Raw genomic sequence first — 26426 nt, 5'->3', positions numbered from 1 at the left:
TCCCCCTCGCATCCCCCTACAACCAGGGGAGTAGGGGTTGACGCAAGAATGTTTCTTGTCCCCCCCTGGTTGTAGGGGGGCGCCGGGGGATCGGGGCAGAATCGTCAAACACTAGACCGACACTACATAAGACGTTAAGTTGACACGCCTTGCGTAATTGCCAATTGCTCAATTTCATAATAAAATTATCTTATTCTTTGCTGTCTTTTGTGGGTTTGTGGTGTGGCTGGGGGCGTAAAGCCGCCACAATGGGTCAAATTCAGGATAACTCAAGTCCAGAAGTTGCGCGATCGAGGGAGTTTGTCAGATGAAAGGCTGATGGGGGTTGAGGTTGAAGCGTCGCAGCTATGGGCGGCAAGGGCTCGGGATTGATTGAAGGGTCGATCGAGCTTTACTACAAGATACAGCAAAGGTGCGCGCGAGCGAAGCTATCCCGAGCATGAATCGCAGCAACAGCCCCAAAAGTAAGGGGGGCAATTCGTAAATTGCCCCCAAATGAGTTAGAAATTTCAAACTTTCCTCAGTCTGAAAAAGCTACTGAAGTCGATACAGTGCCGACAATACAGTGCCGACAATAGCAGCCCGACTGACACCTCTGATAACCTCAGCATACAACAAGACGCGGCACAAGTCATAGGATTTTAGATTTGAGATTTGAGATTTGAGATTTGAGATTTTAGATTGGGGAATGACTTATATCGTGTGCGGTAAATTACCCGCTATCAAGAAGGTTTGAGCGTGAGGACTTTAATGATATGATATCATGTCGGATCGATTACCATAACAAAAACGGAACGCACGTGCGGACTTTAGTCCGCAAAAAGCTGCGGACTAAAGTCCGCACGCGCGATCGAGTCTGATTGCGGTTAATCGAGCGGACACGATATCATGCCTCAATTAATAGCTGTAAAATAAAAAAGCAACTGTAGGTCAGTTACTAATTCTTACAGAATCAATTCTTGCCAATTATTTAATAATCTAAAATTACCATTTTCCCAGGTACAAAGTCGGGGAAATGAGCTTATCTAATTGGGATTTCGATGATAAATTCAGTACCTTTACCCGGTGCCGAGAGGCACTGCAATTTGCCCTTGTGTTTTTCAACGACAATTTGGTGCGAAATTGATAAACCCAAACCTGTACCTTTGCCTACGGGCTTTGTGGTAAAAAACGGGTCAAACAAACGCACGATCCGATCTTGGGTAATGCCAGGGCCGTTGTCTTTAATCCGAATGCAAATGCTCTTGTCATCAATCGTTTCCGTTTTGATGGTAATTGTAGGAAAGGTAAAATCAGTGGTGTTTTGGGCTTGGCTGCTGCTTTCTTCCAAGGCGTCGATCGCATTTGCCAAGATATTCATGAATACCTGATTTAACTGTCCGGGATGACATTCTATTTGCGGCAGTTCTCCGTATTCTTTAATCACTTCAATGCCCTGCCAGTGTGCCTTGGCTTTCAGCCTGCTGTTCAACATTAACAAGGTACTTTCTAAACCTTCGTGAATGTCGGCAGACTTGAATTTTGCTTCGTCGGTCCGCGAGAAATTGCGCAGAGTTTGAATGATTTCTACAATTCGCTCGCATCCTGTCTGCATCGAATTCAGCAATTTCGGCAGGTCTTCTGCGAGAAATTCTAAGTCTATATATTCGGCTTCTTTCTGAATCTTTGCTGGGGGATTTGGGTATTCTTCTCGATACATCTGCACGATGTCTAACAAGTCGAGAACGTAGCCGCGGACGTGGCAGAGGTTGCCGGCGACAAAGCCAACTGGGTTGTTAATTTCGTGGGCAATTCCTGCTAGCACCTGTCCGAGGGAAGACATTTTTTCGGTTTGTACTAACTGCATTTGAGTTTGCTGCAATTCGTACAAAGCTGTTTGCAGTTCTTGGGATTTTTGGCGATCGCGATCTGCAGAAGCGGCCCGTTCTTCCTCAACCCCGATCGCCGCGGCAATAATTCCGATCAGCTTGCAGTCGGCTTCTGTGGGCGCGAAAGGCTCGGTGTAGACAACGCACACCGCACCCACGTAATCGTCGCCCAGCCGCACTGCTTGTCCCAGATAGCTTTGCAGTTGGTAGCGGATGACAGCGGGATCGGTTTGGCCGTAGATCGTGTTCTGCAAGTCAGAAATGACCACAGGCCGATCGCTTGCTTTGTGGCATACGTCGGTGCAGACGTGGTTCTCGGCGATCTCGACCTCCGGGTAATCCGGCGGCGCTTGCCAAGTCGCGATCGCGCGCAGCAGCCCGTCACCGACGTGGCTGTAGATGGCGCAGCTTCCGCCCAAAAGCTCGCCGGCTAAGGATGTCAGGCGCTGGATGTTGTCAGCCGCGTTGGTGGTGAATCCCAAAAAGCACTCGTTGATTTTGCTGAGGCGGTACTCTGCTTGCCTGCGCGCCGTCATGTCGCGGGAGTTGATCGCAATTCCGCTCACAGTGGGGTCTGCTAGCAAGTTGATGCCCACGCCTTCGAGAAAACACCAAGAACCGTCAGCGCGCCGGAACCGACCTTTGAGGGCGATCGGATCGCCGGGATTTGCCATCAGTTTTTCGCCGTCGGACATCGCCGAGGGAAGGTCGTCAGGGTGAATTAAATCGAGGGCAATTTGACCGATGAGTTCCTCTGGTTCGTAGCCCAAAACTCTTTCTACAGAAGGGCTTTCGTAAACAATGCGGCCGCCGGAGTCGAGAATGGTAATGATGTCGGAACTGTTGAGAATTAGCGATCGCCACTTAGCCTCATTTTGCAGTAAAGCTGATTCGGCAAGTTTGCGATCGGTAATATCCTCCACCATTTCCAAAATAAACTGCGGCGTTCCCTGACTGCTCTCGATCGCAGAAGCGCTGAGGCGTCCCCACCTGGTGCTGCCGTCGCAGCGGAGGTAGCGCTTCTCGATTTGGTAAGCTTCGCGCGAACCTGCTGCCAACTGTTGGCGCAAAGGACGATCGGACTGTGCGTCTTCTGGGTGCGCCCAGTCGTCGAGGCCCGCGCCCCGGAGTTCGGCGGACGATCGCCCCAGCATAGCTTGAAATGCCGGATTAGTGGCGATCGCAACGCCTTCGAGGGTAGCGACTGCCATGCCGATCGCAGCGCGTTCAAAAATTGCCCGAAACCGCTGTTCGCTGTCCCGCAAAGCTGCCTCTGCTTCCACTTCCTGGGTGATGTCCCGCCCCGCGACTGCCATGCCTTTGCGGGAACCGTCGGGGTTGAACAGCGGCACTTTCCGCACTTCAAACAAATTGCTGCCGCCTGTGGGTAAGGGGACAACTTGGCGGGTGGAGGTGAGAGTGGCTGCTTCCCAGGTGGTTTCGTCGGTTTCCTGCCAAGTTAGCAGGATTTCTTTGACTCTGTCCGTGGCGGCGGCTGCGAGTTCGGCGGTAGTTTTGCCCTGATAGTCTGCGGTATCGAGGCCCAAAAGTTGGAGGGCGCAGTCGTTAGCAATCAGCCAGCGCCCGGAGCTGTCTGTGAGGTTGATGGCGTCGGGCACGGCGTCGATCGCAGTTTTCAGCCAGTATTCTCGATCGCGCAGGGCTGCTTCGGCGCGCTTGCGATCGGCGATTTCGGCTACGGTTCCTTCGTAGTAAAGCAGTTCGCCGTTTTCGCCCTCAACTTCGCGCACGTTTTCCGAGATCCAGGTAGTGCTGCCGTCGAGGCGGATAACGCAGGACTCAAACTCTTTCAGGGAGCCGACGCGGCTGATTTCGGCGATGAAGTCAGCGCGGCGGGTGCGATCGGCGTAAAGGTTGTTTGCCGAACATTTTGCGATCAGTTCTGACGGGGAATCGTAGCCGTACATTCGGGCGAGTGCGGGGTTTGCGCTGAGGTAGCGCCCGTCTGGGGCGGTTTGAAATATGCCTTCGGTGGCGTTTTCAAAGATGCTGCGGTATTTTTCCTCGGCTTGTTTGAGGGCGAATTCTGCTTGCTTGCGATCGGTAATATCAGATTGGACGCCGATGAAGTGGGTGACAATCCCGCTGCTGTCGCGCACCGGCGAGAGGGTGAGTTCGTTCCAGAAGGGGGTGCCGTCTTTGCGGTAGTTTTTCAGAACTACTTTGCAGTCGTGCTGTTCTTGCAGGGCCGCGCGGATTTGAGCGACGGCTGCGGCATCGGTATCCGGGCCTTGCAGAAAGCGGCAGTTACGCCCGATGATTTCGCTGCGAGCGTAGCCTGTAATCTGCTCGAAAGCTGGGTTACAGTATACTATGGGTCTGTCTGGCTCTTTAGCGTCCGCGATCGCGATGCCGTTGCTGGTAGCTGCCAGGGCGCGATCGTACAGCCTCCATACTTCTTCTATTAAATTCGGTGGATTGGGGCCCGGACGAGTCGGCGATAGGTTTTCCGAAGGAATGTTTATATCGATCTGCATAATTTTTTATAGATTGAGTTTCTTGTCGATTTCGACTGGCTGCACACCCTTGACTTTAACAGAATTGTCCTGTTTTCCGAAGGCAGAAGTTACAAAGCTATTATGCTGAATTTTTGCTGTCAATCCTACCATAAAAAATCTGAACTCCCTGCTTTTAATTTATAATACTTATTGCCGCGCTCACTCTATCTCTGGTATGGTTTACTTGGTGGCCGGCGAGCGCGCAATTTATTTTCAAATCCCACCCAAAAAATAGAGCGTCCGGATCTAATGAAATATTTGTCATTATTTTTTTTTAACTTACTTAAATGATTCAAACTCTGCTGAAACAAACCGACTCAAGAATTTTGAACGATCGCAGCTAGTTCCGAAATATTGGCGATCGCAAAAGTTGGTTTTAGGGCGAGACACTCAGCGCGATCGCCATATCCGTAACCCGCCCAACAAGAATCTATCCCAGCATTTTTAGCAAACAGCAAATCAACCGCCGTATCGCCAACCATTAAAACCTGACTGTTATCCAATTCCGGGAACAGCGGTTTAATAATCGAATAGAAAACACTCGGATTTGGTTTTTGAATAATTTGTCCGTTATCACCTAAAATTAAATCAAAAAAACTGTGAATTCTCAACTTTTCCAGGAACAAATTAACAAAACTCACGTGTTTGTTGCTAAAAACTCCCAGGCTCAATCCCGACTGGCTCGCCAACTGCAATACTTGCTTTGTCCCGGGAAATAAATCGAGCTGCTTTTCACCTTCCGTCCGATAAAAAGAGCGGTAAATTTCAACCCATTCGGGAATCGCGCTTTCCTCGATCGCCGGATGCAGGATTTTAAAACTATTTGCTAAATTGATGCCGATCGTCGCTCGAATTGTATCCGCATCAGGCGGGGCAATATTGAAATTTTCAAAAGTTTTGGTAATGCAAGATACAATAGCCTTGTGAGTAATTGCCAAAGTGCCGTCGAAGTCGAAAATAATTAACTTGTACTGACTCATATTCTTGAAAAGTTCCTAGAGAGCAACATGAGACCAACCATGATATAATAGCACTATTAATCTCGAACTGACAAAGAACTAAGTATAGCGACTGTCAATTAAGTGCTCGGTGCCCTCAAGCAATTACCTTGTCCGCAATTACCTTTTTCCCCATCCCCAATAACCAATAACCAATAACCGACTTTTAGTGAATGCCAGATAATCTTTCAACATTCAAGAGGTCAAGATGAATGTCACCGAAAAACCCGAATTCCTAGCAACAGATTTTCCAGACCACACTCAATTACCCGACTCCGACGGTACTTTTGTGAAAAACTTTCAAGAACACCCTCAAAGCATCCTATTAACAACATCAATTAGACCTATTCTAGACCAAGTTCATCCCGACGGACAATACTGCATCGGTCAAGATTCCGGTATTTACTGGCGAGTAGCCCAACCCCCGGAACCGCCAGAAAGAGGAGCCGAAGCACCTGATTGGTTTTACGTACCCGACGTGCCGCCAACTCTTGACGGAAATCTGCGCCGTTCCTATGTAATGTGGCGGGAATTAATGCCACCTCTGATTGTAATAGAATTTGTGTCGGGCGATGGCAGCGAAGAAAGAGATAGGACTCCTCGAAAAGGCAAATTCTGGATTTACGAGCGGATAATTAGACCTGCTTTTTACGGGATTTATGAAGTCCAAAAAGCCCAAGTTGAAGTCTATCATTTAGTCGAAGACCGCTTCGAGTTAGCTGCACCAAATAATCGCGGACATTACCCGATCGCACAAATAGGAGTCGAACTAGGCATTTGGCAAGGAGTTTATCAGGGCGTAGAACTGCCTTGGCTGCGCTGGTGGGATGCCTCCGGGACTTTGCTGCCGGCGGCGGAGGAACGGGCCCAACAAGCCGAATTAGCGGCAGAACAAGAACGACAAAGGCGCATAGAAGCTGAGTTGCGAATACAAGCTTTAGAAGCGCGTTTGCGAGAGTTAGAAGGCGAATAAGCCGCAGATTCCAGTAGTGGCGAGAAACCGGGTTTTTTAACCAAAATACTCGCTTACAAACCTCAATAAGAGTAAAAAACCCGGTTTCTTTGGACTTACGCAGTTAGCGAGAAACCGGGTTTTTCAACCAAAATATTCGCTTAAAACTCTCAATAAGAGTAAAAAACCCGGTTTCTTGATTGGGAGTGCACAAATCCTACTGCTATCAAAAGCCCGATCGACAATCAGCCTCCTCAGAAACAAGATAAACATCGATGATAATCCAGAATTTGCGTATATTAATGGGTTAAGTAAAGTATTGCATCACTTTTGTGTAAAGTCCTATGGCACTAATTGTTCAGAAATATGGCGGCACCTCGGTTGGTACAGTCGATCGCATTCTAGAAGTAGCCAGACGAGTTGTCAAAACAGTACAGCTTGGAAACTCCCTAGTTGTCGTCCTTTCAGCAATGGGGAAAACCACCGACGGTTTAGTGAAACTCGCCAAAGAAATTTCCGCAAATCCCAACAAACGGGAAATGGATATGTTGCTCTCCACTGGGGAACAAGTGTCGATCGCCCTTTTAAGCATGGCACTGCAAGAAATGGGACAGCCCGCAATTTCCCTCACCGGCGCCCAAGTCGGCATCGTCACCGAAGCAGCCCACACCCGCGCCCGGATTTTGCGGATCGATCCTTCCAGGCTCGAAACCCAGTTAAACAGCGGTAAAGTCGTCGTCGTTGCCGGTTTCCAAGGCATCGCCGACGCCGGAGAATTGGAAATCACCACCTTGGGGCGCGGCGGTTCCGACACCACAGCAGTAGCCCTCGCCGCAGCCTTGCGGGCCGACAAATGCGAAATTTATACCGACGTGCCCGGAATTTTGACTACAGATCCGCGCTTGGTAGCCGACGCGCAACTGATGGACGAAATCACCTGCGACGAAATGCTGGAATTGGCAAGTTTGGGCGCAAAAGTCCTGCACCCGCGCGCCGTAGAAATTGCCAAGAATTACGGCGTGCCGCTGGTAGTGCTTTCTAGCTGGAGCGACGCCCCCGGTACGCTGGTAGTGTCCCCCCCACCGCAGCCCCGGCCTTTGGAGGGCTTGGAGCTCGCAAAAGCGGTCGATGCGGTGGAATTTGACTTGGATCAGGCGGGGGTGTCGCTGTTGCGTTTGCCCGATCGCCCGGGAGTAGCAGCGCGGTTGTTTGGTGCGATCGCGCAGCAAAACCTCGATGTAGACTTAATTATCCAATCAATTCACGAAGGAAATACTAACGATATCGCCTTTACTGTCAGGCGAAATTCGCTGAATCAAGCTGTTGCGGTTGCAGATGCGATCGTGCCCGCCCTCGGCAAAAATTCTCGCCCAGAATTGGGGGAACCGGAAGTGAGAGCAGAAGAAAGGCCGATAGCTAAAGTTAGCATTGCGGGTGCGGGAATGATCGGGCGGCCGAGGGTAGCCGCCGAGATGTTTAAGACTTTAGCCGATGCGGGAATTAACATTCAAATGATTTCCACTTCCGAGGTGAAAGTTAGTTGTACGATCGATGCTGGGGAGTGCGATCGGGCAGTTGCCGAACTTTGCAAAGCATTTGATGTCGCCAACTCCCCTGTCGGGCTGCGTTCATCATCCCAAAAACCGCCCGCAGTGAGGGCTGTAGCGTTGGATCTCAATCAAGCGCGTCTCGCAATTCGCCAATTGCCCGATCGCCCCGGAGTAGCAGCAAAAATGTTCGGACTTTTAGCCGAAGAAAACATCAGCGTAGACACAATCATTCAATCGCAGCGCTGCCACAATATCGACGGCATCTTAACACGCGACATTGCATTTACCGTAGCACAAATTGACGCCGCCGCCGCTAAAACAGTCCTGGAAAAATCAGCAGTTGAATTCGGCTGGGGCGAAGTTGCAGTGGATACAGAAGTTGCCAAAGTTAGCGTAGTTGGTTCCGGGATGGTAGCGCATCCTGGAGTGGCGGCGAAGATGTTTGAAGCGCTTTCGCGACACCAAATCAACATTCAAATGATTGCCACTTCTGAGATTAAGATTAGCTGCGTTGTGGATGAGGCACAAGGTGTCACAGCTTTGAAGGCAATTCACGCGGCGTTTGAGCTTTCGGGAAGTGAAAGAATCCAAGTTCCAGCTTAAGTTTTCGGTAGGGACACGGCGTGCCGTGTCCTTGCGAATATCGCGGACACAGCAGTGCTGTCTCCCTACAAATATATTCGGATTTAGACACGGCACTGCTGTGTCATTGCAAATATCGATCGACAGTCAACAATCGGAGTTTTGAGTGCAAATTTCACAGGATGAGGCTGTGTTAAAATGAAACTGGCGATCGGCTTAATGAATTTAATCTTATGACTCTAGCAAAGGAACAAACTACTGATAGCAGTAGCAACAGCGGTTGATCGAATTTCTGCATCACTGTCGAACGTCTGCTAGAACTTTTAGATTTAGAGCAAGAGGATGAGTACGGGATTTTGAGACCGACTGAGTATTCTTTCAGAACAGCGATGAAATTGATTGTATAAACCTATGATATTTTGGGTGATAATTTTCCTAAAGCATCCACTGGTACAGACGATCAAGGTAGTATCAGACTTGCTTGGCAAAATGTAAATGCCGATCGGAGAGTACGCTTGTTCTGCCCGCATAATGCTGATGAGAAAGCTTACATTTACCATCAGAAGAATGAGGAATATGGCTCGAAAGATATTACTTCAGCAGCAACCTTAGTTTATTGGCTAGAGTGGTTGAAAAAGGTATGACAGATAAATATTCTCAAAGTGAATCAGAGTTTGAGCCTTAATGTAGGCGGAATCAGTGCGACAGAAGGCTGTTGAGGTGTGGGTCAGAGATATAGCTAACCCGGATTTGGTATCATTACCTTGGATTATGATACCTCTTGTTTAATCCGCTTACTCCCGATCGCATTTCATCGCATTAAGCCAACTCCGTGTCGGTAAACTTCGATTTTGTCAAGCTTCTCTGGCTATCGGTGGTCCTGAACCTATGCTTGATGTTGTGAAAAAAACGATGGAAGGTAAGTGCGATCGATTCGCCTATCCTGATTCGTTGTTCCCCCTTAATAATTAGAATAATTAGGAGATTTTCTTGGAATGAAGCTTGCAAATTCGCTTTTAGCAGTGGCAGTGGCGATCGCCTCTTTCGGTATTACCATTAGTGCCAAAGCAGACACGGTGAAGGCCCGCTGCGATGTGTATCCAAAAGGAGAAGATCGCGCCACGTCTTCCGCTTCCTGTACCTTTTCGCAACGGCAGGGTGCCGTTAGCATCGAACTGGAAAATGGTAGCCACTATTACCTAACCCCTGTGGGCAATGAACCAGGCAATTATCGCGACCAAACTGGTCGTGCCGCCTATCGGCAGTCTGGACTGGGCGACAAGGGGCAAATTTATCGACTCGCCAATGAATCGATCTACGTCTACTGGGATACCGCTTCCTCTAAGGAGCCCAGTCAACCTTCACCCAGCCAACCATCGGGGACTCCTGTCACGGAAATGACTACCCGCAATGCCAACCAGATTGCGGTGCGGATTACAGAAGGAGAGTTCAACTTCTCCGGTGTTTTGACGCGCACATCGGGCAATAAATTTAGTGGTTCCGATGGACGGGTTCGGGTCATGTACGATCGCGGTGCTGGACGGGTGGTAATCATCAACGAGGCAACCGGAACAGAGTTCTACAACTATCAATACACTGACGTGAACGAAGGTAGTTTGTAAGGCGGGGTCGTGTTCTATAGACCTCTTGCAAAAATCCTTTTCATCAATTGATGGGCACCAGAGCCCCTCCTAATTATTTTTGCAAGAGGTCTTGTGTTAAAGCTTTTCTGGCTTAGCTCTCCGACTTTTTCAAAAAGGTTGGAGGGCGGACGCGGGGAGAAGTTCCGTTTAAAAGGACAAGCTGTATATATTCTTCAGTTTTTCTTTGTGGTTGATTGGGCTCATTTCACAATAAATTTTGACTTAATATTCCTTGCGCGATCGCCTCCACCACCGGTACACAAACCGAATTCCCAATTTGCTTGTAACTTTCCCCCGCACTTGGATAACTTTTAAAATCTTCAGGAAAACCCATAAGACGGTAACATTCCTTCAGCGTCAACTTTCTCACCATATCTTGCTCGGGAAAGTAGATAAAAAACCTGCCCGATGTTTCTTGCGAAGGAATTGTCGGATGCACTCCATCTACCGAATAAATGCGATTGGGCTGTCTGTGAACTCTCGATAAATGTTCTGTATTCGGCCTCACGCCAGTTTTCCAAGTACCTTTATTTCTGTAACCTACAAACAAAAGTCCCGAATCTTGCTTTCTCGGATACTCAATTAAAGTATACTCGGATTTGTCCAATATTTCAAAATCTCCTGTCTCGTCTAGAAATTCCCTGAGTTGGGGCGGAAACTTGCTTTTAAGTCGAGAAAAATTGAATTTTTTACCTTTAGTTGCAAGAATGAATATTCTTTCACGGTGTTGAGGAATTCCAAAGTCTTTAGCATTCAGCATTTTGTAATTCACGCTGTATCCCAAATCTTCAAGGCTGGCAATAATTACTTTTAAGGTATTTCCCTTGTCGTGATGGATTAAGTGCTTGACATTTTCCAGAACCACTACTTGAGGTTGTTTTACTTTGATGATTTTACAAATATCAAAAAATAGCGTGCCTCTAGTATCTTCAAAACCCAGCTTTTTGCCGCAGATGCTAAAAGGTTGGCACGGAAACCCGGCTACTAAAACATCAAAGTCTTCTAAATCTGTGGCATTGATTTTACTGATGTCTGCAAAAGGAATTTCGCCGAAGTTTTCTGCGTACACTTCTCGGCATTTGCTGTTGATTTCGCAGGAAAAAACGCATTCAAAGCCAATTTTTTCAAAACCTTGTCTGAAACCTCCTATTCCCGAAAATAAATCTATAAATTTCATTTCAGCTCAGCTTTAACACAAACAAGTGATCGATCCAATAATAACCGATTTTGCATCAGAGATAATAGTTATTTTTAGCGAGCGGCAGCTTGGAGTGCGGTACTCGTATTTCAAGCAGCGCCTGTCTGAGGGCAACTACAAACGATCGCAACTTAAGAAATCCTGCACTCACCAATTTCTCCGTCCAGACCGCTCGACTGTAGCATAGGAGCGATCGGGCTAGATGCAGAAATTGTCTATCGCCCAAAAATTCCCCCGCATTCAACCAACCAACCTCCCAAACTTGTCCCGCAGCCCACTAAACTAGAAATAGCAAAACAAACAACAGCTATTATTTACTGCCTTTCCCCAACCATGAGTCAAACCTTGGAAAACCTCACCGCCATCGATGACAACCTCTCCAAACGCCACCTCGACCTCGATCCCGGCGGCTACTTCATCATCTACATCGATCGCGCCACCAGCCTAATTTGCGCCAAACACTTCACCAACATCATCGACGATCGCGGCCTGGCTGTCGATCCCGAAACCGGCAAACCCATCCCCGCCCGCGGCAAGGTTGAACGCACCCAGTCCACACTTTTTAGCGGCAGAACCGCCAAAGAACTGTGCGTTAAAATCCTAGAAGAAACCCGCCCCAGCCCGGTGACTGTGTTAGATCACGCGGCTTATCTGGGACGGGAATTTGTGCGGGCAGAAATTGCATTATTGAACGATCGAGAATACGTTCAAGATTAGTCCAAGCATCAACTGTTTAAAAACCTCGCTGTCCCAGGTCAACTGTCCCAGGTCAACTGTTTAAGAAAAACCTTGATACCAGAAATAAGTCACCATCGGAATCACTGTAGCCAACACCAACAGCACAACCACAATAACTGTGGCATTACCTTGGTCTGTTTCTTCAGCTTTTTTAAAGGTGCTTTCCACTTGGATGTTGTCAACAACTTCAGGCGCGCCCGGATCGGGTTCGCCGGACATCACAGTTGCAATCCGGGAACTGGCGGCGGCAAATGCCTCGTTGTATTTATTGCCTTCCCGCAGCGGCACTTGCACGGTTTCCCCAGCTACACTTTGGGCAATTTCATCGGTTAGCAGGGACTTCACCCCTTCCCCGGTGCGAATTGCCGCGCTGTTGGTAACAGTGTCGAGAACGAGTAAAATTTGATTGGTCTGGTCTTCTTTTTCGGGAAACCACTGTTGAAACAGTTGGTCGGTGAATGTGGCAGTCGTTTCGCCGTAGTCTAAGCGGTGGATGGTGACAAACCGGACTTCTTTCCCTGTTTTCTGTTCCAGGGTGTCGAGCACGCTGCTGATGTTGCTTTCGGTGCTGCGGCTGAGCACGTCGCCTTTGTCCCACACCCAAGTTCGATCGCCCGCCGACAACACCGGCATTTCGTACACGCCAGTCGCCAATGCCGGCAATACCGCGATTTGGGACGCGATCAGGGCGATCGCGATCGCCGCCGCCGCTGGTTGGAGATAATTTCTCCAGTTAAATAATTGCTTGAGGAGTCTAGTCATGAGGTTAACCGTAAAACTGACTTTTTTCCAAAAATACTATAGAAACCCCCGTAAAATTCATTTTACACGGGGCAATATTTACAATTAGCTCGCCCTGGGAACTCCCCGCCCGATGATTTTAGGATTTTAACTATGGAACCAGCAGACACTTATAAAGGTTGGATTATTCAATCGCAGAAAGTATTCTACGTGGAGGTTTGGGATAGCCGCGGCAACCGCCACGTCGCCGTCCAAAATGCCAAAACTGAGGAGGAAGCTTTGGAATTGGCCAAAAAGTGGATTGACAAGTACGAGTCAAAACCCGGAAGAATGCCGATCGACGTACCGCATCCTTTCGGAGACATGATCGATATGCCATTTTGAAGTCAGTAGTCAGTAGTCAGTAGTCAGTAGTCAGTAGTCATTAGTCATTAGTCATTAGTCATTACTTATTGGTTGGTTGCTACAAACTACTAATTGCCAATAACCAATAACCAATAACAAATTACTCATTACCAATAGTCATTAGTTATTGGTTATTGGTTAGTTACTACCAATTCCCAATTACCCATTACCATTTCCCATGATTACTGGCTTCATCAAGCCGCCGGCTAAGAAACTCCTCGCAATTTTTGGGTGTTTTCTACTAAACTCATAGCAAATTCATCGAACCTTTCAGACAGTTTTTCGTCCAACAATTTACCGTCAGGACTAAAAGCTTTCCAAGCTTGTCCGATCGCAATTTGTTCGGGAATTACCCAAGCGTGCACCCATCTCAAAATAATTCGCAAATCGTTAAGCGCGTTGCTGTTAACTTGCCCTCCCAAAACGCTGATCGCACCTGCAACTTTCCCGTCCAAATGCTCGAAACTCATCAAATCCAGGGCATTCTTGAGAGCACCGCTGACGCTACCGTGGTACTCCGGCGTTGCCAAAATCAAGCCGTCGGCTTGCTTAACCGCATTCCGCAGCTTTTCCACATCGGGGTAGCTTTGATAATCATTCTCTCCGTCGCAGAAGGGGAGATCGAGCGATCGCAAATCGAAGATTTCTACGGACGCGCCCAGGCTCTGCGCCCGCTCTGCTGCTACCTTCAATGCTAACTGGCTGTAGGAGCCAGCCCGCAAACTTCCGCCAATGCCGACAATCTTTACCATAAAACTCAAAAACAATAACTGCCCGAATAAAGCGTACTCATTACGACTATGATTAGTCTAGCAAGTTCGATCGGCAACTGTCAAGTGAAGCGCGGCATGACACCGATGCGGACACAGATACACGCATATAGTCGAGGACGCAAAAAACCCGGTTTCTGTCAAAAATCCTCTCGCTGATATTAGAGGAGGTAACGGCAGAGGATAGACGGATAGCCAAATCAGTTAATTTCGGATTAATTTATGGAATTTTTTCCAATTGCAACAAGCTTTGGTAGTTGACAAAAAACCACAGGTTCAAGGCAATCCAAGCAACAGATAACGGCTGAAAAGCCTGCCTAATGGGGATCTGTGTTACAAATAAAAAGAAATCTTCTAGGGTAGCTAAGTTATGCCACCTCGCTTCATCAACGATCGCTATGCTCTATCCCCCAACCCGCGATCGGGCGGCATGGCTGATGTCTACCGCGCAAGAGACTACGATCTCGAAGAACGGCTGGTTGCAGTCAAAGAATTCAGACAGGGGCAGATTGAAGCTGATATTCTAGCCGAGTCTTTCAGACGTGAAACCCAAGCCCTTCAAGAGTTAAAGCATCCGGGAATCGTGGAACTTCTCGATTTTGGCAAGGATGAAACTACGGGTAACTATTTTCTCGTCTTGGAGTGGATGGAGAAGGATTTGGCAACACTTCTGAAAGAATCTCCACCAGACGGATGGGATTCATTCTGGAAAGCGGTAGCTTGGCCGGTGCTGGAGGCTTTGGCTTTTTCCCATAGTCGCAGAATAATACACCGGGATATCAAGCCTAGCAATATTTTAATTGGAAGTGACGGTAAACTCAAACTCGCTGACTTCGGCATATCCAAGCTTAAGAGCTATTTGCAACCAAGCATTACTCTCAAAGAGTTTGTATCCCGTACATTCACTCCGCCAGAAACAGACGATGGTTCCTATACCTACACCCGCGATGTTTTCAGTTTTGGTGTATTGGTTTTGAAGTGCCTGACCAATATTGAACTCACAGATCATAATAGTATCCCCAACGCACTGAAAGCGTTTAATGCACCACCTGAAATCCTTGAAGTAATCGAGCGTGCTGTTTCCATCGACCCCGCAGAGCGTCAGCCTAATGCAGAGGTACTGCTAGCTGAACTTAATGCTATTCAAGGAAAGCGATCGCAAACCCAGTCAACCAAAAAACGCCCTTGTTACCTGCAACTTACTAACACAGCTTTGAAAAACCTTCGCAATATACTTGATATATCTCAAGAAACAACTATTCAAAAGATTATTTTAGAAGATTTGAATAGTGGTTGCGGAATCTCTACCAAAAAAAATAGTGCAGACAATCCTGCTGCTGAAGGCTCTTCTGAAAATCATTATTCTATATATGGATTCTCCTATAGATACCATATTGCCGTTGAGAGAGAGCATTTAGTTATCATCAACGCCCAAGATTTTTCGAGTGCAATACTAGAACAAAATCGAGAACGTGCATGGATTCCACCCTACGAATTCAAATTTGGTATTCCTCAAGTTAGATGGGAAGCCGAGGAAGTTATTAGGGAACTTCAATTTTCAGTAGAAGAACATGAAGCGAACCTCCGACAGACAAGAGCGGAAGAAGAAAAACAACGCTTATTCCGAGTTTGGGGGGAGATTCTCAGAGCCAAGACAGAATGGGAAAAAAACCGAGAGAAACCAATTAAATACACAAGCTTTACTCGTGAGGGAAACCGCGTCACATTTAAACTATCAGAACTTCCAGAAAATGACATGGCTGGACAACCCCGCCATGTGACAAACTCAAAAGGATTTAGCATAGTGGGAGGAGATGTTGAAGCAGTCATTAGTGACCAATTGGTTCTTTATGTCAAATACGGAGAACCAGACCGACTCCCACCTTCGGGTGAGCTACGCTTTGATACTCGTGCTGCTGAAGTTGCCCTAAATCGACAAAAAACTGCCCTCGATGCCATTCGATTTGACCGCGCAGTACGCTTAGATATTCGCCATTTACTTGTCAATCCCCAAGAAGTCCGTACTCCTAAAGTAGAGGTGGATGTCCAGTTTGTTCAACCTCTCAATGAATCACAACAGGAAGTTGTTAAAGCTGCACTCTCGACAGAAGATTTTCTAATTGTCCAAGGCCCACCAGGAACAGGAAAGACAACATTTATAACAGAAGTTGTTCTGCAAACTGTTAAAGCTAATCCTGATGCTCGAATTCTGCTCAGTTCACAAACTCATGTAGCACTGGATAACGCACTAGAAAGGATTCAAGCTAAAAATCCTAGCTTGAAATTGGTGCGACTTGGCAACCATGAACGGGTATCAGAGAATGTTCACTCACTCTTACTTGAAGAACAGATGGAACAGTGGAGAGAGGGTGCGATCGCTAAAGGACAGAAATTTATTAATGATTGGTCAGCGCAACGGGGTATCTCTCAGCATGATAGTGAAATAGCAACACTATTTCAAGAAATGAGGAATCTAGTTACAAAGATTGAAGCTCTCAGAGGAGAGATTAATATCTGGAAGCAGGATTTAGATGAAATACTAGCAATAAATTACGACCCAGAAAACCCTGATTCATTGTTGGCCACTAAAATCCCCAAGGATAAGCTAGAGGAATGTCAGAGTATTGAAGCTGAAATTAGCATGGTGCGCAAGCAATTAAAAGAAGCGCGAGAGCAACAGAAAGAAAAAGCCAAGCGGTTAAAAGAATTAACAGAAATTAGTATTAATAAGCTATTAAAACTATCAGTTGAGGAGATAGAAGGGCGGATAAATCAGCTAATCGACCACAATGCACCAGATGCAAAGATGCTTCAGCGACTGATATCCATTCAGGCAGAATGGTTCGATCAGTTTGGTCGAAATGAGAAATTCAATGCTCCTCTAATTAAGCGATCGCAAGTAGTAGCAGGAACCTGCATCGGAATTCCTAGAGATATTCAAGACATAGAATTTGACCTGTGCATTGTCGATGAGGCTTCAAAAGCTACGGCTACAGAAGTGTTGGTTCCAATTGCGCGATCGCATCGCTGGATACTGGTTGGCGACCCCAAACAACTCCCACCATTTCGAGATGAAGTCAGCAGAGATTCTGACTTTCTGGACAAATACGAACTCACTCAGGATGATATCCGAGAAACCCTGTTCGACCGACTGCTCAGAACGCTCCCAGATGGGTGTTGCAAGATGTTGACAATCCAACATCGGATGGTTGCACCAATCGGCAATCTTGTTAGTGAGTGCTTTTACGAGGGTCAACTAAAAAGTGCCAGAACTGATGTAGATAAAGACCTTACCAAAGTTTTACCGCAACCAGTCTGTTGGTTGACAACAACGAAACTTCCTAGTTGTCGCGAACAGTCCGCTAGTTCTAGCTTTAACAATGCCTGTGAAGTTCAAGTCATTGTTCAATTTCTCAAACAGCTAAATCAGATGGCAGTAGAAACTGAAAAAAAATATAGCGTCGCTGTTTTGACTGGGTATGCAGCACAGCTAAAATTACTTAATCGTAACCTTGATTCAGAAGTAAACAATTGGCAAGCATTAACAGTTGAGTGTAATACAGTGGATGCTTTCCAAGGACGCGAAGCTGATATTGCAGTGTACTCTGTGACTCGTTCTAACAAAGAAGGTAAAGTTGGTTTTCTGCGCGATGCAGAACGACTGAATGTGGCTTTATCTAGAGGTAAAGTTGGCTTAGTAATCGTGGGAGATCACTACTTCTGTCGAACCTCACGCGATAACCCATTACATCGAGTTTTGGATTATGTTGAACGTCACCCTGAAAATTGCGCCCTAATGGAGCCAGTCGAGTCTCCCTCAACCCGCCAGGGAATAAATTCCCTGGCTAATAGCAAAAGTCCGTTAAAACGGACTGAATAATAATATTTAGTTTGTTTTAACGGACTTGAGCTATTAGCCGGAGGTTTTAACCTCCGGCGGGACTCCGGCAGTACAGAATACATAACCAATGTTGACAGAGCCTAACTTATGAATTCAGAAGAATCAACTACTTCTCTCACCCCAGAAGAACTACGTCGCTACGATAATCGTACAGGCTTCGATCTTGTTAGCTTTAAAGAAGTCGGTTTGCCTGTTTATAAAATTACCGTTCAAGCTCTAACTCAACTTCGTAAACCGATTCCCCCGATAGAAGAATATGTGTTGAAAGCTATTAATGCTGGTTTATCTTATGAAACAGATATTGCTGGATTTCTAGGTCTCGAACCGCTTATTATTAGAGAGACCATGATAAATTTAAGGATTAGTGAGGATATAGACCTCATAGCTCCTGATGGCTCTTTGATGCAAGTTTGGAAGTTGACTAAGAAAGGTGAAGGAACACTCCGCGATGCCAAAATTATTGTTCCCGAAGAGCGAACATTTGATATAAATTTTGATGGGCTTTTACGATATCCTCGCTGGTACGGACGATTAGAGTATCGTTTACTGAAGCAAAAAGACTTGCGCAATCAAGACATTATAGAAATTGACCCATCTCCCAAAAAGCCACCAGAACTCTCCGATCTTAAACTTAAAGATGTGGACGCAATTATTCGCCAAATAGAAGGCTCAAATAAAGCTAACTTTAAGCAAGAGCGCGACCTTTTAGCATTGAAAGCTCTTGAGCGCAGGCAGAGGTTTTTTCAACCTGCTTTGATGCTAATTTATAAGGCAAAAGATAGTGATAATGTTCAGGTAGCCTTTGCGATTGATGATGTCCTTTCCAATGAACATGAAGCAAGTTTTGCTCGTACCAATGGCGTTAAAAAACTTCGCATATTAGAGGATTTAAAGGAAAGCGCACCCCGAAAGTTAGCTGAAGAAGTTTTAGGACATGAATTTGTTGCTCAAGCTCCTTTACAACAAGTTGAGGATATTAAAGAAGAAGTTTCTGCGGCTCAAGCTCAGATAGAAATCACTCGAAACACCCTCGAACGAACTGAAGATAATAAAGAAAAACTCATTCTTGAGCAACAACTTCAAGAGGCACAACAACAAATAGAGAAACTCCAAGTCAAACTAGATTCTCTCTTAGCAGCGGTTCCTATGCGTTGGCTAGAGATGTACGAACACCGCCCACTCCTGGAACAGGCTCTTCAAGATAGCCAAGAACGTCTGATGATTATCTCTCCTTGGATTCGAGCAAGTTCTGTGGATAAGCGGTTTCTTCAACAGTTTGAGAATCTTCTCAAACGGGGAGTACAAGTTTTCATTGGGTACGGTTTGGGAGAGAACGATGATAAAAAGTACGAATCCGACATTAAAGCTGAAAAAAATCTTCAAAAATTAGGGAATCAGTATAAAACTAATTTTCTCCTCAAGCGCCTTGGGGATACGCACGCAAAAATTCTGATATCTGATGCGAAATTTGCTGTTACAACAAGTTTCAACTGGCTTTCTTTTAAGGGCGATCGCGATCGCACGTTCCGGGATGAGCGGGGGACGCTTGTATCTGACCCTCATAAAATCGATGAACTATTCGATAGCTATAGATCGCGGTTTGACAATTAATTCAAGCTGCATCCGGGACATCTGGCTCGGCAATAAACTCCAGACCCCGCCCCGCAGCTTGTTCACTTTGTGGTAGAGCACTCCTCGCGCCATTTCCTCGCAGCTAGAAGCAAATGCTAGCTCGCGCTCCAAAATCCACTCGCTCTCACCTTGTGGCAACCCCAGGCAAGCTTGAACCAACGCAGCTTGCAACACCTCGTCGCCTTTGCTGCCTAGCTTTAGAGTACGATCGCGAACTGTAATGTACAAGGAAAACAGACTCGAATGGTTCAAAATCCAGCATCTTGAGCGGCCTCTTGAGATGTCATCGACAGATAAACCTATTCAACACCCGGCATCTTGTTAAAATAAACGAACGTAGCAAACCAAAAGCGGTCAATCTTGGCAGTCATCAACAAGCGGCACAGCAATATGAAAAATTCTTGGAAACACGCATGGCTGGGGCATCTAGCTGTAAACAAAGACAAATCGAGCCAGAATCCTAAAAAATCAATTCCAGGACGGAATCTTTGGCGCATCCTGGGGAGTTTGGTGATTTCTCAAGGAATATTGCTCTCGACCCCTGTTTTTGCCGACAGCGCGCCAAACAACACCATGAGTTACAGCCAACTGATCGACAACATAGAAAAAGGGCAAGTCAGTAAAGTCGAAATAGACGAAATCCAAAGAACTGCCAAAGTTAAGCTAAAAGATCAAAAAAGCGATCAGGCGCAAATTGTTACTCTCTTCGACTACAACAACCGAGAACTCTACTCGCAAATCCGCGCCAAAAAGATTGACTTTGAAGTCAAACAAACAGCAGACAACACCGCAGCAGTCAGTTTAGTAGTAAACTTGCTAGTGATTTTTGCAGTGCTGGCAGTGCTGATGGCTATCCTGCGCCGATCGACCCAATCGCAAGGAAATGCCATGAACTTCGGCAAATCCCGAGCCCGTTTCCAAATGGAAGCCAAAACCGGCGTGATGTTCGACGACGTAGCAGGAATCGAAGAAGCTAAAGAAGAACTGCAAGAAGTTGTCACCTTCCTCAAAAAACCCGAACGCTTCAACGCCATCGGCGCCAAAATTCCCAGAGGAGTTCTGTTAATCGGGCCTCCGGGAACAGGTAAAACAATGTTGGCAAAAGCCATCGCAGGCGAAGCAGCCGTCCCCTTCTTCAGCATCTCGGGTTCCGAATTTGTGGAAATGTTCGTCGGAGTCGGCGCCTCCCGCGTCCGCGACTTGTTCCGCAAAGCTAAAGAAAATGCGCCCTGCATCGTCTTCATCGATGAAATAGACGCCGTAGGAAGGCAGCGCGGCGCGGGTATCGGCGGCGGAAATGACGAACGCGAACAAACTCTCAATCAGTTGCTGACAGAGATGGACGGCTTTGAGGGTAACAGCGGCGTGATTGTGATTGCAGCTACCAACCGCCCCGACGTGCTCGATACTGCCTTGCTGCGGCCAGGCAGGTTCGATCGCCAAGTAACGGTAGATTTGCCCAGCTACAAAGGGCGTTTGGGGATTTTGCAAGTGCACGCGCGCAACAAAAAACTCGACGCAGAAGTTGCCCTAGATACGATCGCCCGCCGCACTCCCGGCTTTTCCGGCGCTGACTTGGCAAACTTGCTCAACGAAGCAGCTATTCTCACCGCGAGACGGCGCAAAGACACGATTGGTAACTTAGAAGTTAACGATGCGATCGACCGAATCACGATCGGGCTGACGCTCAACCCGCTGCTCGACAGTAAGAAAAAGTGGCTTGTAGCATACCACGAAATCGGACACGCCCTCGTCTCAACGATGCTCAAAAATACCGACACGCTAGAAAAAGTAACGATCATTCCCCGTTCCGGCGGCATTGCAGGCTTTGCCAACTACGTGCTCGACGACGAAATGATCGACAGCGAAGGTTTGAGGAGTCGGGCGTGGCTGTTAAGCCGGATTACAGTAGCTTTGGGGGGACGGGCGGCGGAGGCAGAAGTTTACGGCGATGCCGAGGTAACTCTCGGCGCCAGCAGCGATATCACAGAAGTCAGCAAGCTAGCGAGGGAGATGGTAACGCTTTACGGAATGTCGGATTTGGGGCCTGTGGCTTTGGAAAGTCCCAACAATGAGGTGTTTTTGGGCCGGGACTGGAATTCGCGATCGGATTATTCTGAAGCAATGGCAATTAAGATCGATCGGCAAGTCCGGGAAATCGCCGTTCACTGCTACGAAGAAGCCCGCCGGATTATCCGCGAAAACCGCCATTTGGTAGACAAACTGGTCGAAGCGCTGTTGGATGAAGAAACGATCGACGGTGAGGAATTCCGCAAAATTGTCGCTCGATATGCCGAGTTGACAAAAAAAGAGTTGGCGCCAACGTGAATTAGTCCTGCCGTCATTAGTCATTAGTCCTGCCGTCAGCAGTCATTGGTAATTGGTAATTGGTAATTGCCAATTGTTAATTGGTAAGGGTTCGGTGGGCATTGCGTACTACTTCTTCTTCCCTCTTCCTACTAATGACTAATGACGGCAGGACGAATGACGAATGACGGCAGGACTCTTGACGGCAGGACTAATCACTAATGACTAATCACTAATGACTAATCACTAATGACTAATCACTAATGACTAATCACTAATGACTAATTAAGACTGTTGGGAATACATTTCCCGGAGTACCAAAGCCGGGTCTACCCAGCGGCCGCCGTACTTCAATCCCCAATGCAGGTGAGGGCCGGTCGTGCGGCCGGTCATTCCCACTCTGGCAATTCTCGCACCAGCCGGCACAGTTTGACCTTGCCAAATTTGCAGCCCGCCTTCGCGATCGATATAATAGCGCCCGCCGTTAGCGGTTTCCACGCGGCCTCTGAGGTGACAGTAGATGTGCTCCCAATCTCCCGATCGCACCACCATACCAGTACCGCACCTGCCATCTTCCCAAACTTCCACCACTTGACCCCCCCACCAATTGCGGATATAGCTGCCTTCCGGGGCCGCCATATCCAAACCGTAATGAAAATCCCCGCCGCGGGGGCCGAAGGGGGAACTGTAGGCTTCAAAATTTTCGACTGGAAAAGAAGCTTCCTGCCACAAATTACCCGTAGCGACTTTGCCTGGTGAGGCTTGCTGAGCCCGGACTAACTCCTGCCTCCATCCCATACCCAGTAAACCAATGCCGATCGAAGCTGCTACCAGCAGCAGGGATTTGGGACGAAAAAAGCGTTTTGCTGCTAAGAGGCTTGTAGAGTCTTGCACGATTTATTTAACTCCTGAAAGTTTAATGTACTTGCGAATCTGCGTTGTCTGATGTGCCAATTCGCTGCAAGATTGCCTCGCGTGCTCTACCCACTAGCGAATCAGTTGACCAACGTGTATCTTACTGCATACAGAACAGGTGTCAAGGCTTCGGGTTAAATGCTGCGGGTAACGGAGAATATTTTTCCAGCCCAATTCGTGCTGCGGTTGAATTCGATCGAGCTTTTGCTTGACACTATAGTTTAGTCCGGGATTTTGGATGCCGTCTAAAATCTCAAATTCATAACACACATATCAAGCAATGCTTACTGAAATTTTCCCCTTTAGTTTTGCCATAGACGCAACTGCGATCGCCGGTACCTCATTGTGGTCATTGGCCCTGTACTGGGGCCTGTCGCCCCTCACAGAATGGGTAATCCTGCAACTCAACCGCTGGATGAATTTTGCCGAAAGATCCCTCTACACCTCGGAAGCGGAGTACGAAAGAACCCGCCAAGCCAGAGAAGCTCAAAATACCTTTTACGCTTCGCTGTTGAGCATTGTGCCCTTTTTGATTGCGGGCGGATTGTGCAATTGGGGCGTTGAATTTTCTCTCGGCACTGGTTGGGCGGTATCTATGGGTACGATCGCCTGTATTGGCGGCGGCGTGTACGAACTCGGGCGCCGAGACGGCGAGTCTTAGGCGATTTGAGATTTGGGATTTTGGATTTTGGATTGGGATTGCTCGATAAATTCGGAGATTCGCAGGGTTCTAGAATGGACGATCGTCTTAAATCCAAAACTCAAAATCTAAAATAGACGAGCAATTGCATAAATCTTTGATGCGAGCCGGTGAACCGCTCCTTCTAGGCAGATGCAACCGACGATGCAACGCAGATAATTTTAGGAATAGTTATTGTTGGGTGCGTCAGTTGTACAATCTTTGCTAAATACAGCTCGTATTGTTGCTGACGCACCCTACGGCCTCAGATTCACTAATTATGTAGAGTGCGCCATAAGAACCTTACGTCTGATTTTGGCACTAAACCACATGAAATACCAACCAGAACCAACATCATTAAATCAAGCCCGCGCCTCCTTCAAAGAAATCTGGGGCTACGACGAATTTCGGCCGCCGCAAGGAGAAATAGTTAGCAGTTTATTAGCCGGAAAAGATACAATTATAATTATGCCGACTGGTGGCGGCAAATCAATCTGTTTTCAACTGCCAGCTTTGTTACAAACAGGCTTAACTTTGGTAGTTTCGCCGTTAGTCGCGCTGATGGAAAATCAAGTGCAAGAATTGCGATCTCGCAATCTACCCGCTTCCCTCCTGCACAGTCAATTGCCAACACAGCAGCGCCGACAAACTATGCAATCGCTGCAACAAAATAAGTTGAGATTGCTGTACCTGTCTCCCGAAACATTGCTCAGCAAACCTGTTTGGGAAATTATCAGTCAGCCGCACATCCCAATCAACGGTTTAATATTAGATGAAGCTCACTGTTTAGTGCAGTGGGGCGATACTTTTCGGCCGGCTTACCGCCGTTTGGGAACAGTGCGATCGGCTTTGTTGAAAGCGAAGCCCGAAGGCAGTAAAATTGCGATCGCAGCTTTCACCGCCACCGCCAACCCGGAAGCACAAAAAATAATCAAAAATGTCTTGCAACTGCACAAGCCAGAAGCTTTTCTGCTGAGTCCGTACCGTTCTAACTTGCACCTGCAAGTGCAGACAGTCTGGACGGCGAGGGGACGCAAACAGCAGTTATTAAATTTTATCAAAGCTCGACCAAAAGAAGCCGGATTAGTCTACGTCCGCACGAGAAAAGATAGCGAAAATTTAGCAGATTTGCTGGAAGGTGCCGGTTATGAAACAGCAGCATATCACGCAGGTTTGAGTGCCGAATCGCGCCGAAAAATAGAAACAGCTTGGCTGAACAATGAGCTTAAATTTGTGACTTGTACCTCCGCCTTCGGGATGGGAATTAACAAGCCGGATGTCCGGTGGGTTGTTCACTTTCAAGCACCTTTGCTATTATCGGAATACATTCAGGAAATTGGTAGAGGCGGACGCGACGGCAAATCTGCGATCGCCCTGACGTTGATTAGCGAACCGACGGGTTTGCTTTATCCCGATGACAAACAAAGAGCACAATTTTTTCAAGACAAATTGCGATCGCAATACCGAGAAGCGCAGCAGTTAGCCAAACAACTGCCAGTTAAAGGCGATGCAGATGCTGTGGGGCGGGAATTTCCAGAAAGCGATCTCGCCCTTTCGATTCTACACAGCAGCGGACAATTAACATGGTCAGATCCTTTCAATTATGCGATCGACAAATCCGCACCGCAAAAAGCCGCCAAACAAAACTTTACCGCCGCCGAAGAAATGGCAAAATATCTCAAACATCGGGAGTGCAGGTGGCAATTTTTGCTGCAAGCTTTTGGCTTTACCAAGGAATCTAAATCAATGCGGTGCGGCCACTGCGATAATTGTCGATAAAATTGACAATTAGACTAAAAGATGTTAGGATAAAAGATGAGACGGCGGTTGAAACCGCTGCTATACAAACGATGTCCGCCGGACGCCGACAAAGAGAGGAGCGCGTAATCTTAATTGCCTTTGTCTTCAACCGGCGTCCGGCGGGTTTTGTCTCTATCGACGCGGTTTGAACCGCCGTCTTCTCTTTGGATAATTCCTACTTTATAAAATCGGGAAAAAACAGTAAAAAATAAATGATAGAAACAGAGACTGCCGCACAGATATATACAGTAGAAAATACAGAGGAATTTAATCAAACTAATGTGACTCAGCGACTAGATATTTGGCTGTCAAACCAGATACCGGACTTATCCCGATCGCGAATCCAAACCCTCATAGCACAAGGCAACGTCAAAGTCAACGACGAAACCTGCACCTCGAAAAAAATATCAGTCAAAACGGGCGATCGCATCCACATCACATTACCCGAAGCCCAGCCCACAAAATTAGAACCCCAAGCAATTCCCCTCGACATCCTCTACGAAGACGACAGCCTAATTATCATCAACAAACCAGCCGGATTAGTCGTCCACCCAGCCGCCGGACATCAAGACGGCACATTAGTCAACGCCCTGTTAGCCCACTGTCCCCTCGCAGAAATCGGTGGAGTCCAGCGCCCCGGAATCGTCCACAGATTAGACAAAGATACAACAGGTGCGATCGCGATCGCCAAAACCGACATTGCCCACCAAAATTTACAAGCCCAACTCAAAAGCAAAACCGCCCGCCGCGAATATTTAGGCATAGTTTACGGCGTTCCCAGCACCGAAAAAGGCACAATAGACCTACCAATCGGCCGGCATCCCACAGACCGCAAAAAAATGGCAGTAGTACCAGTAGAAAAAGGCGGCCGCCCCGCAGTTACTCACTGGACAATCAAAGAAAGAATCGGCAACTATTGCTTAATTCACTATCAATTAGAAACCGGTCGCACCCATCAAATTCGCGTGCATACAGCCGAAATCAAACATCCCATAGTCGGCGACCCGATGTACAGTAGCAACCGTTCTATCGGCGTCAATTTAACAGGACAAGCCCTCCACGCATGGCGGCTGCAATTGCAGCATCCTTTAACCGGAGAATTAATAGAGGCGATCGCGCCCGAACCCGATCAATTCAACACCCTGCTAAAAATATTGCGCTTGCGAGCTCATATTTGATAATTGGTATAGCAGTCGCCAAAGCTATTGTGACAAGTAGCCATCAGACG

At 47.3% G+C, this 26426-nt stretch carries 18 protein-coding genes; 11 read left to right on the top strand and 7 right to left on the bottom strand.

What is annotated here, in order from left to right; genetic code table 11:
- Positions 1 to 1021 precede the first annotated feature (1021 nt).
- Positions 1022 to 4366, bottom strand: a complete 3345-nt coding sequence (locus QUB63_RS23455; RefSeq protein WP_332947723.1) for a PAS domain S-box protein — start codon at positions 4364 to 4366, stop codon at positions 1022 to 1024.
- A 338-nt stretch (positions 4367 to 4704) separates the two neighbouring features.
- Complete coding sequence (locus tag QUB63_RS23450) at positions 4705 to 5367, bottom strand: HAD family hydrolase (RefSeq protein WP_332947722.1); 663 nt, start codon at positions 5365 to 5367, stop codon at positions 4705 to 4707.
- Positions 5368 to 5593: 226 nt separating this feature from the next.
- On the opposite strand from QUB63_RS23450, the gene QUB63_RS23445 reads away from it, so the two are divergent.
- The 3 genes from QUB63_RS23445 to QUB63_RS23435 all read left to right on the top strand — a co-directional run bounded on the left by QUB63_RS23445 (position 5594) and on the right by QUB63_RS23435 (position 10091).
- Positions 5594 to 6358, top strand: coding sequence for a Uma2 family endonuclease (locus QUB63_RS23445; RefSeq protein ID WP_332947721.1), 765 nt, complete (start codon positions 5594 to 5596; stop codon positions 6356 to 6358).
- A gap of 323 nt (positions 6359 to 6681) precedes the next feature.
- Entirely contained in the window at positions 6682 to 8490 is a 1809-nt protein-coding gene (locus QUB63_RS23440) for an aspartate kinase (RefSeq protein WP_332947720.1), read from the top strand.
- Between the two features lie 974 nt (positions 8491 to 9464).
- Positions 9465 to 10091, top strand: coding sequence for a hypothetical protein (locus tag QUB63_RS23435; protein WP_332947719.1), 627 nt, complete (start codon positions 9465 to 9467; stop codon positions 10089 to 10091).
- A gap of 226 nt (positions 10092 to 10317) precedes the next feature.
- On the opposite strand, the gene dcm is transcribed toward QUB63_RS23435, so the two are convergent.
- The gene (gene dcm / locus QUB63_RS23430; RefSeq protein ID WP_332947718.1) at positions 10318 to 11289 is read right to left on the bottom strand and encodes a DNA (cytosine-5-)-methyltransferase; all 972 of its coding nucleotides are present in this window, start codon (positions 11287 to 11289) and stop codon (positions 10318 to 10320) included.
- A gap of 354 nt (positions 11290 to 11643) precedes the next feature.
- Between dcm and QUB63_RS23425 the strand changes: the two genes are divergently transcribed.
- Positions 11644 to 12027 (top strand): DUF4346 domain-containing protein, encoded by a 384-nt coding sequence (locus QUB63_RS23425; RefSeq protein WP_332947717.1) that lies wholly within the window; start codon positions 11644 to 11646, stop codon positions 12025 to 12027.
- A 60-nt stretch (positions 12028 to 12087) separates the two neighbouring features.
- On the opposite strand, the gene psb32 is transcribed toward QUB63_RS23425, so the two are convergent.
- Positions 12088 to 12810 (bottom strand): photosystem II repair protein Psb32, encoded by a 723-nt coding sequence (gene psb32 / locus QUB63_RS23420; RefSeq protein ID WP_332947716.1) that lies wholly within the window; start codon positions 12808 to 12810, stop codon positions 12088 to 12090.
- A 132-nt stretch (positions 12811 to 12942) separates the two neighbouring features.
- On the opposite strand from psb32, the gene QUB63_RS23415 reads away from it, so the two are divergent.
- The gene (locus QUB63_RS23415) at positions 12943 to 13173 is read left to right on the top strand and encodes a hypothetical protein (protein WP_006635545.1); all 231 of its coding nucleotides are present in this window, start codon (positions 12943 to 12945) and stop codon (positions 13171 to 13173) included.
- Positions 13174 to 13400: 227 nt separating this feature from the next.
- Here the strand turns inward: QUB63_RS23415 and QUB63_RS23410 are convergent, their stop codons facing one another.
- Entirely contained in the window at positions 13401 to 13946 is a 546-nt protein-coding gene (locus QUB63_RS23410; protein ID WP_332947715.1) for an NADPH-dependent FMN reductase, read from the bottom strand.
- Between the two features lie 388 nt (positions 13947 to 14334).
- Between QUB63_RS23410 and QUB63_RS23405 the strand changes: the two genes are divergently transcribed.
- Positions 14335 to 17844: an AAA domain-containing protein gene (locus tag QUB63_RS23405; protein ID WP_332947714.1), complete on the top strand. Its 3510-nt coding sequence runs from the start codon at positions 14335 to 14337 to the stop codon at positions 17842 to 17844.
- Positions 17845 to 17952: 108 nt separating this feature from the next.
- Positions 17953 to 19476: a phospholipase D-like domain-containing protein gene (locus QUB63_RS23400; RefSeq protein WP_332947713.1), complete on the top strand. Its 1524-nt coding sequence runs from the start codon at positions 17953 to 17955 to the stop codon at positions 19474 to 19476.
- Here QUB63_RS23400 and QUB63_RS23395 read toward each other — a convergent pair.
- Positions 19441 to 19749 (bottom strand): hypothetical protein, encoded by a 309-nt coding sequence (locus QUB63_RS23395; RefSeq protein ID WP_332947712.1) that lies wholly within the window; start codon positions 19747 to 19749, stop codon positions 19441 to 19443. The two genes, QUB63_RS23400 and QUB63_RS23395, sit on opposite strands and share 36 nt — an antisense overlap.
- 138 nt (positions 19750 to 19887) lie before the next feature.
- Between QUB63_RS23395 and ftsH the strand changes: the two genes are divergently transcribed.
- Positions 19888 to 21825, top strand: coding sequence for an ATP-dependent zinc metalloprotease FtsH (gene ftsH / locus QUB63_RS23390; RefSeq protein WP_332947711.1), 1938 nt, complete (start codon positions 19888 to 19890; stop codon positions 21823 to 21825).
- Positions 21826 to 22089: 264 nt separating this feature from the next.
- Here ftsH and QUB63_RS23385 read toward each other — a convergent pair whose 3' ends face one another.
- Positions 22090 to 22698, bottom strand: a complete 609-nt coding sequence (locus QUB63_RS23385) for a M23 family metallopeptidase (RefSeq protein WP_332947710.1) — start codon at positions 22696 to 22698, stop codon at positions 22090 to 22092.
- A gap of 301 nt (positions 22699 to 22999) precedes the next feature.
- Between QUB63_RS23385 and QUB63_RS23380 the strand changes: the two genes are divergently transcribed.
- From QUB63_RS23380 to QUB63_RS23370, 3 genes are all read left to right on the top strand, one after another.
- A complete protein-coding gene (locus tag QUB63_RS23380; protein ID WP_332947709.1) occupies positions 23000 to 23380 on the top strand; it encodes a hypothetical protein in 381 nt (126 codons plus the stop codon).
- 348 nt (positions 23381 to 23728) lie between these two features.
- Entirely contained in the window at positions 23729 to 25177 is a 1449-nt protein-coding gene (locus tag QUB63_RS23375) for a RecQ family ATP-dependent DNA helicase (protein WP_332947708.1), read from the top strand.
- A gap of 233 nt (positions 25178 to 25410) precedes the next feature.
- The gene (locus QUB63_RS23370; RefSeq protein WP_332947707.1) at positions 25411 to 26376 is read left to right on the top strand and encodes an RluA family pseudouridine synthase; all 966 of its coding nucleotides are present in this window, start codon (positions 25411 to 25413) and stop codon (positions 26374 to 26376) included.
- Positions 26377 to 26426 lie beyond the last annotated feature (50 nt).

The organism is Microcoleus sp. ARI1-B5, assembly GCF_036705795.1.
GTDB lineage: Bacteria > Cyanobacteriota > Cyanobacteriia > Cyanobacteriales > Microcoleaceae > Microcoleus.
This window is presented reverse-complemented; position numbering and strand designations above follow the sequence as displayed.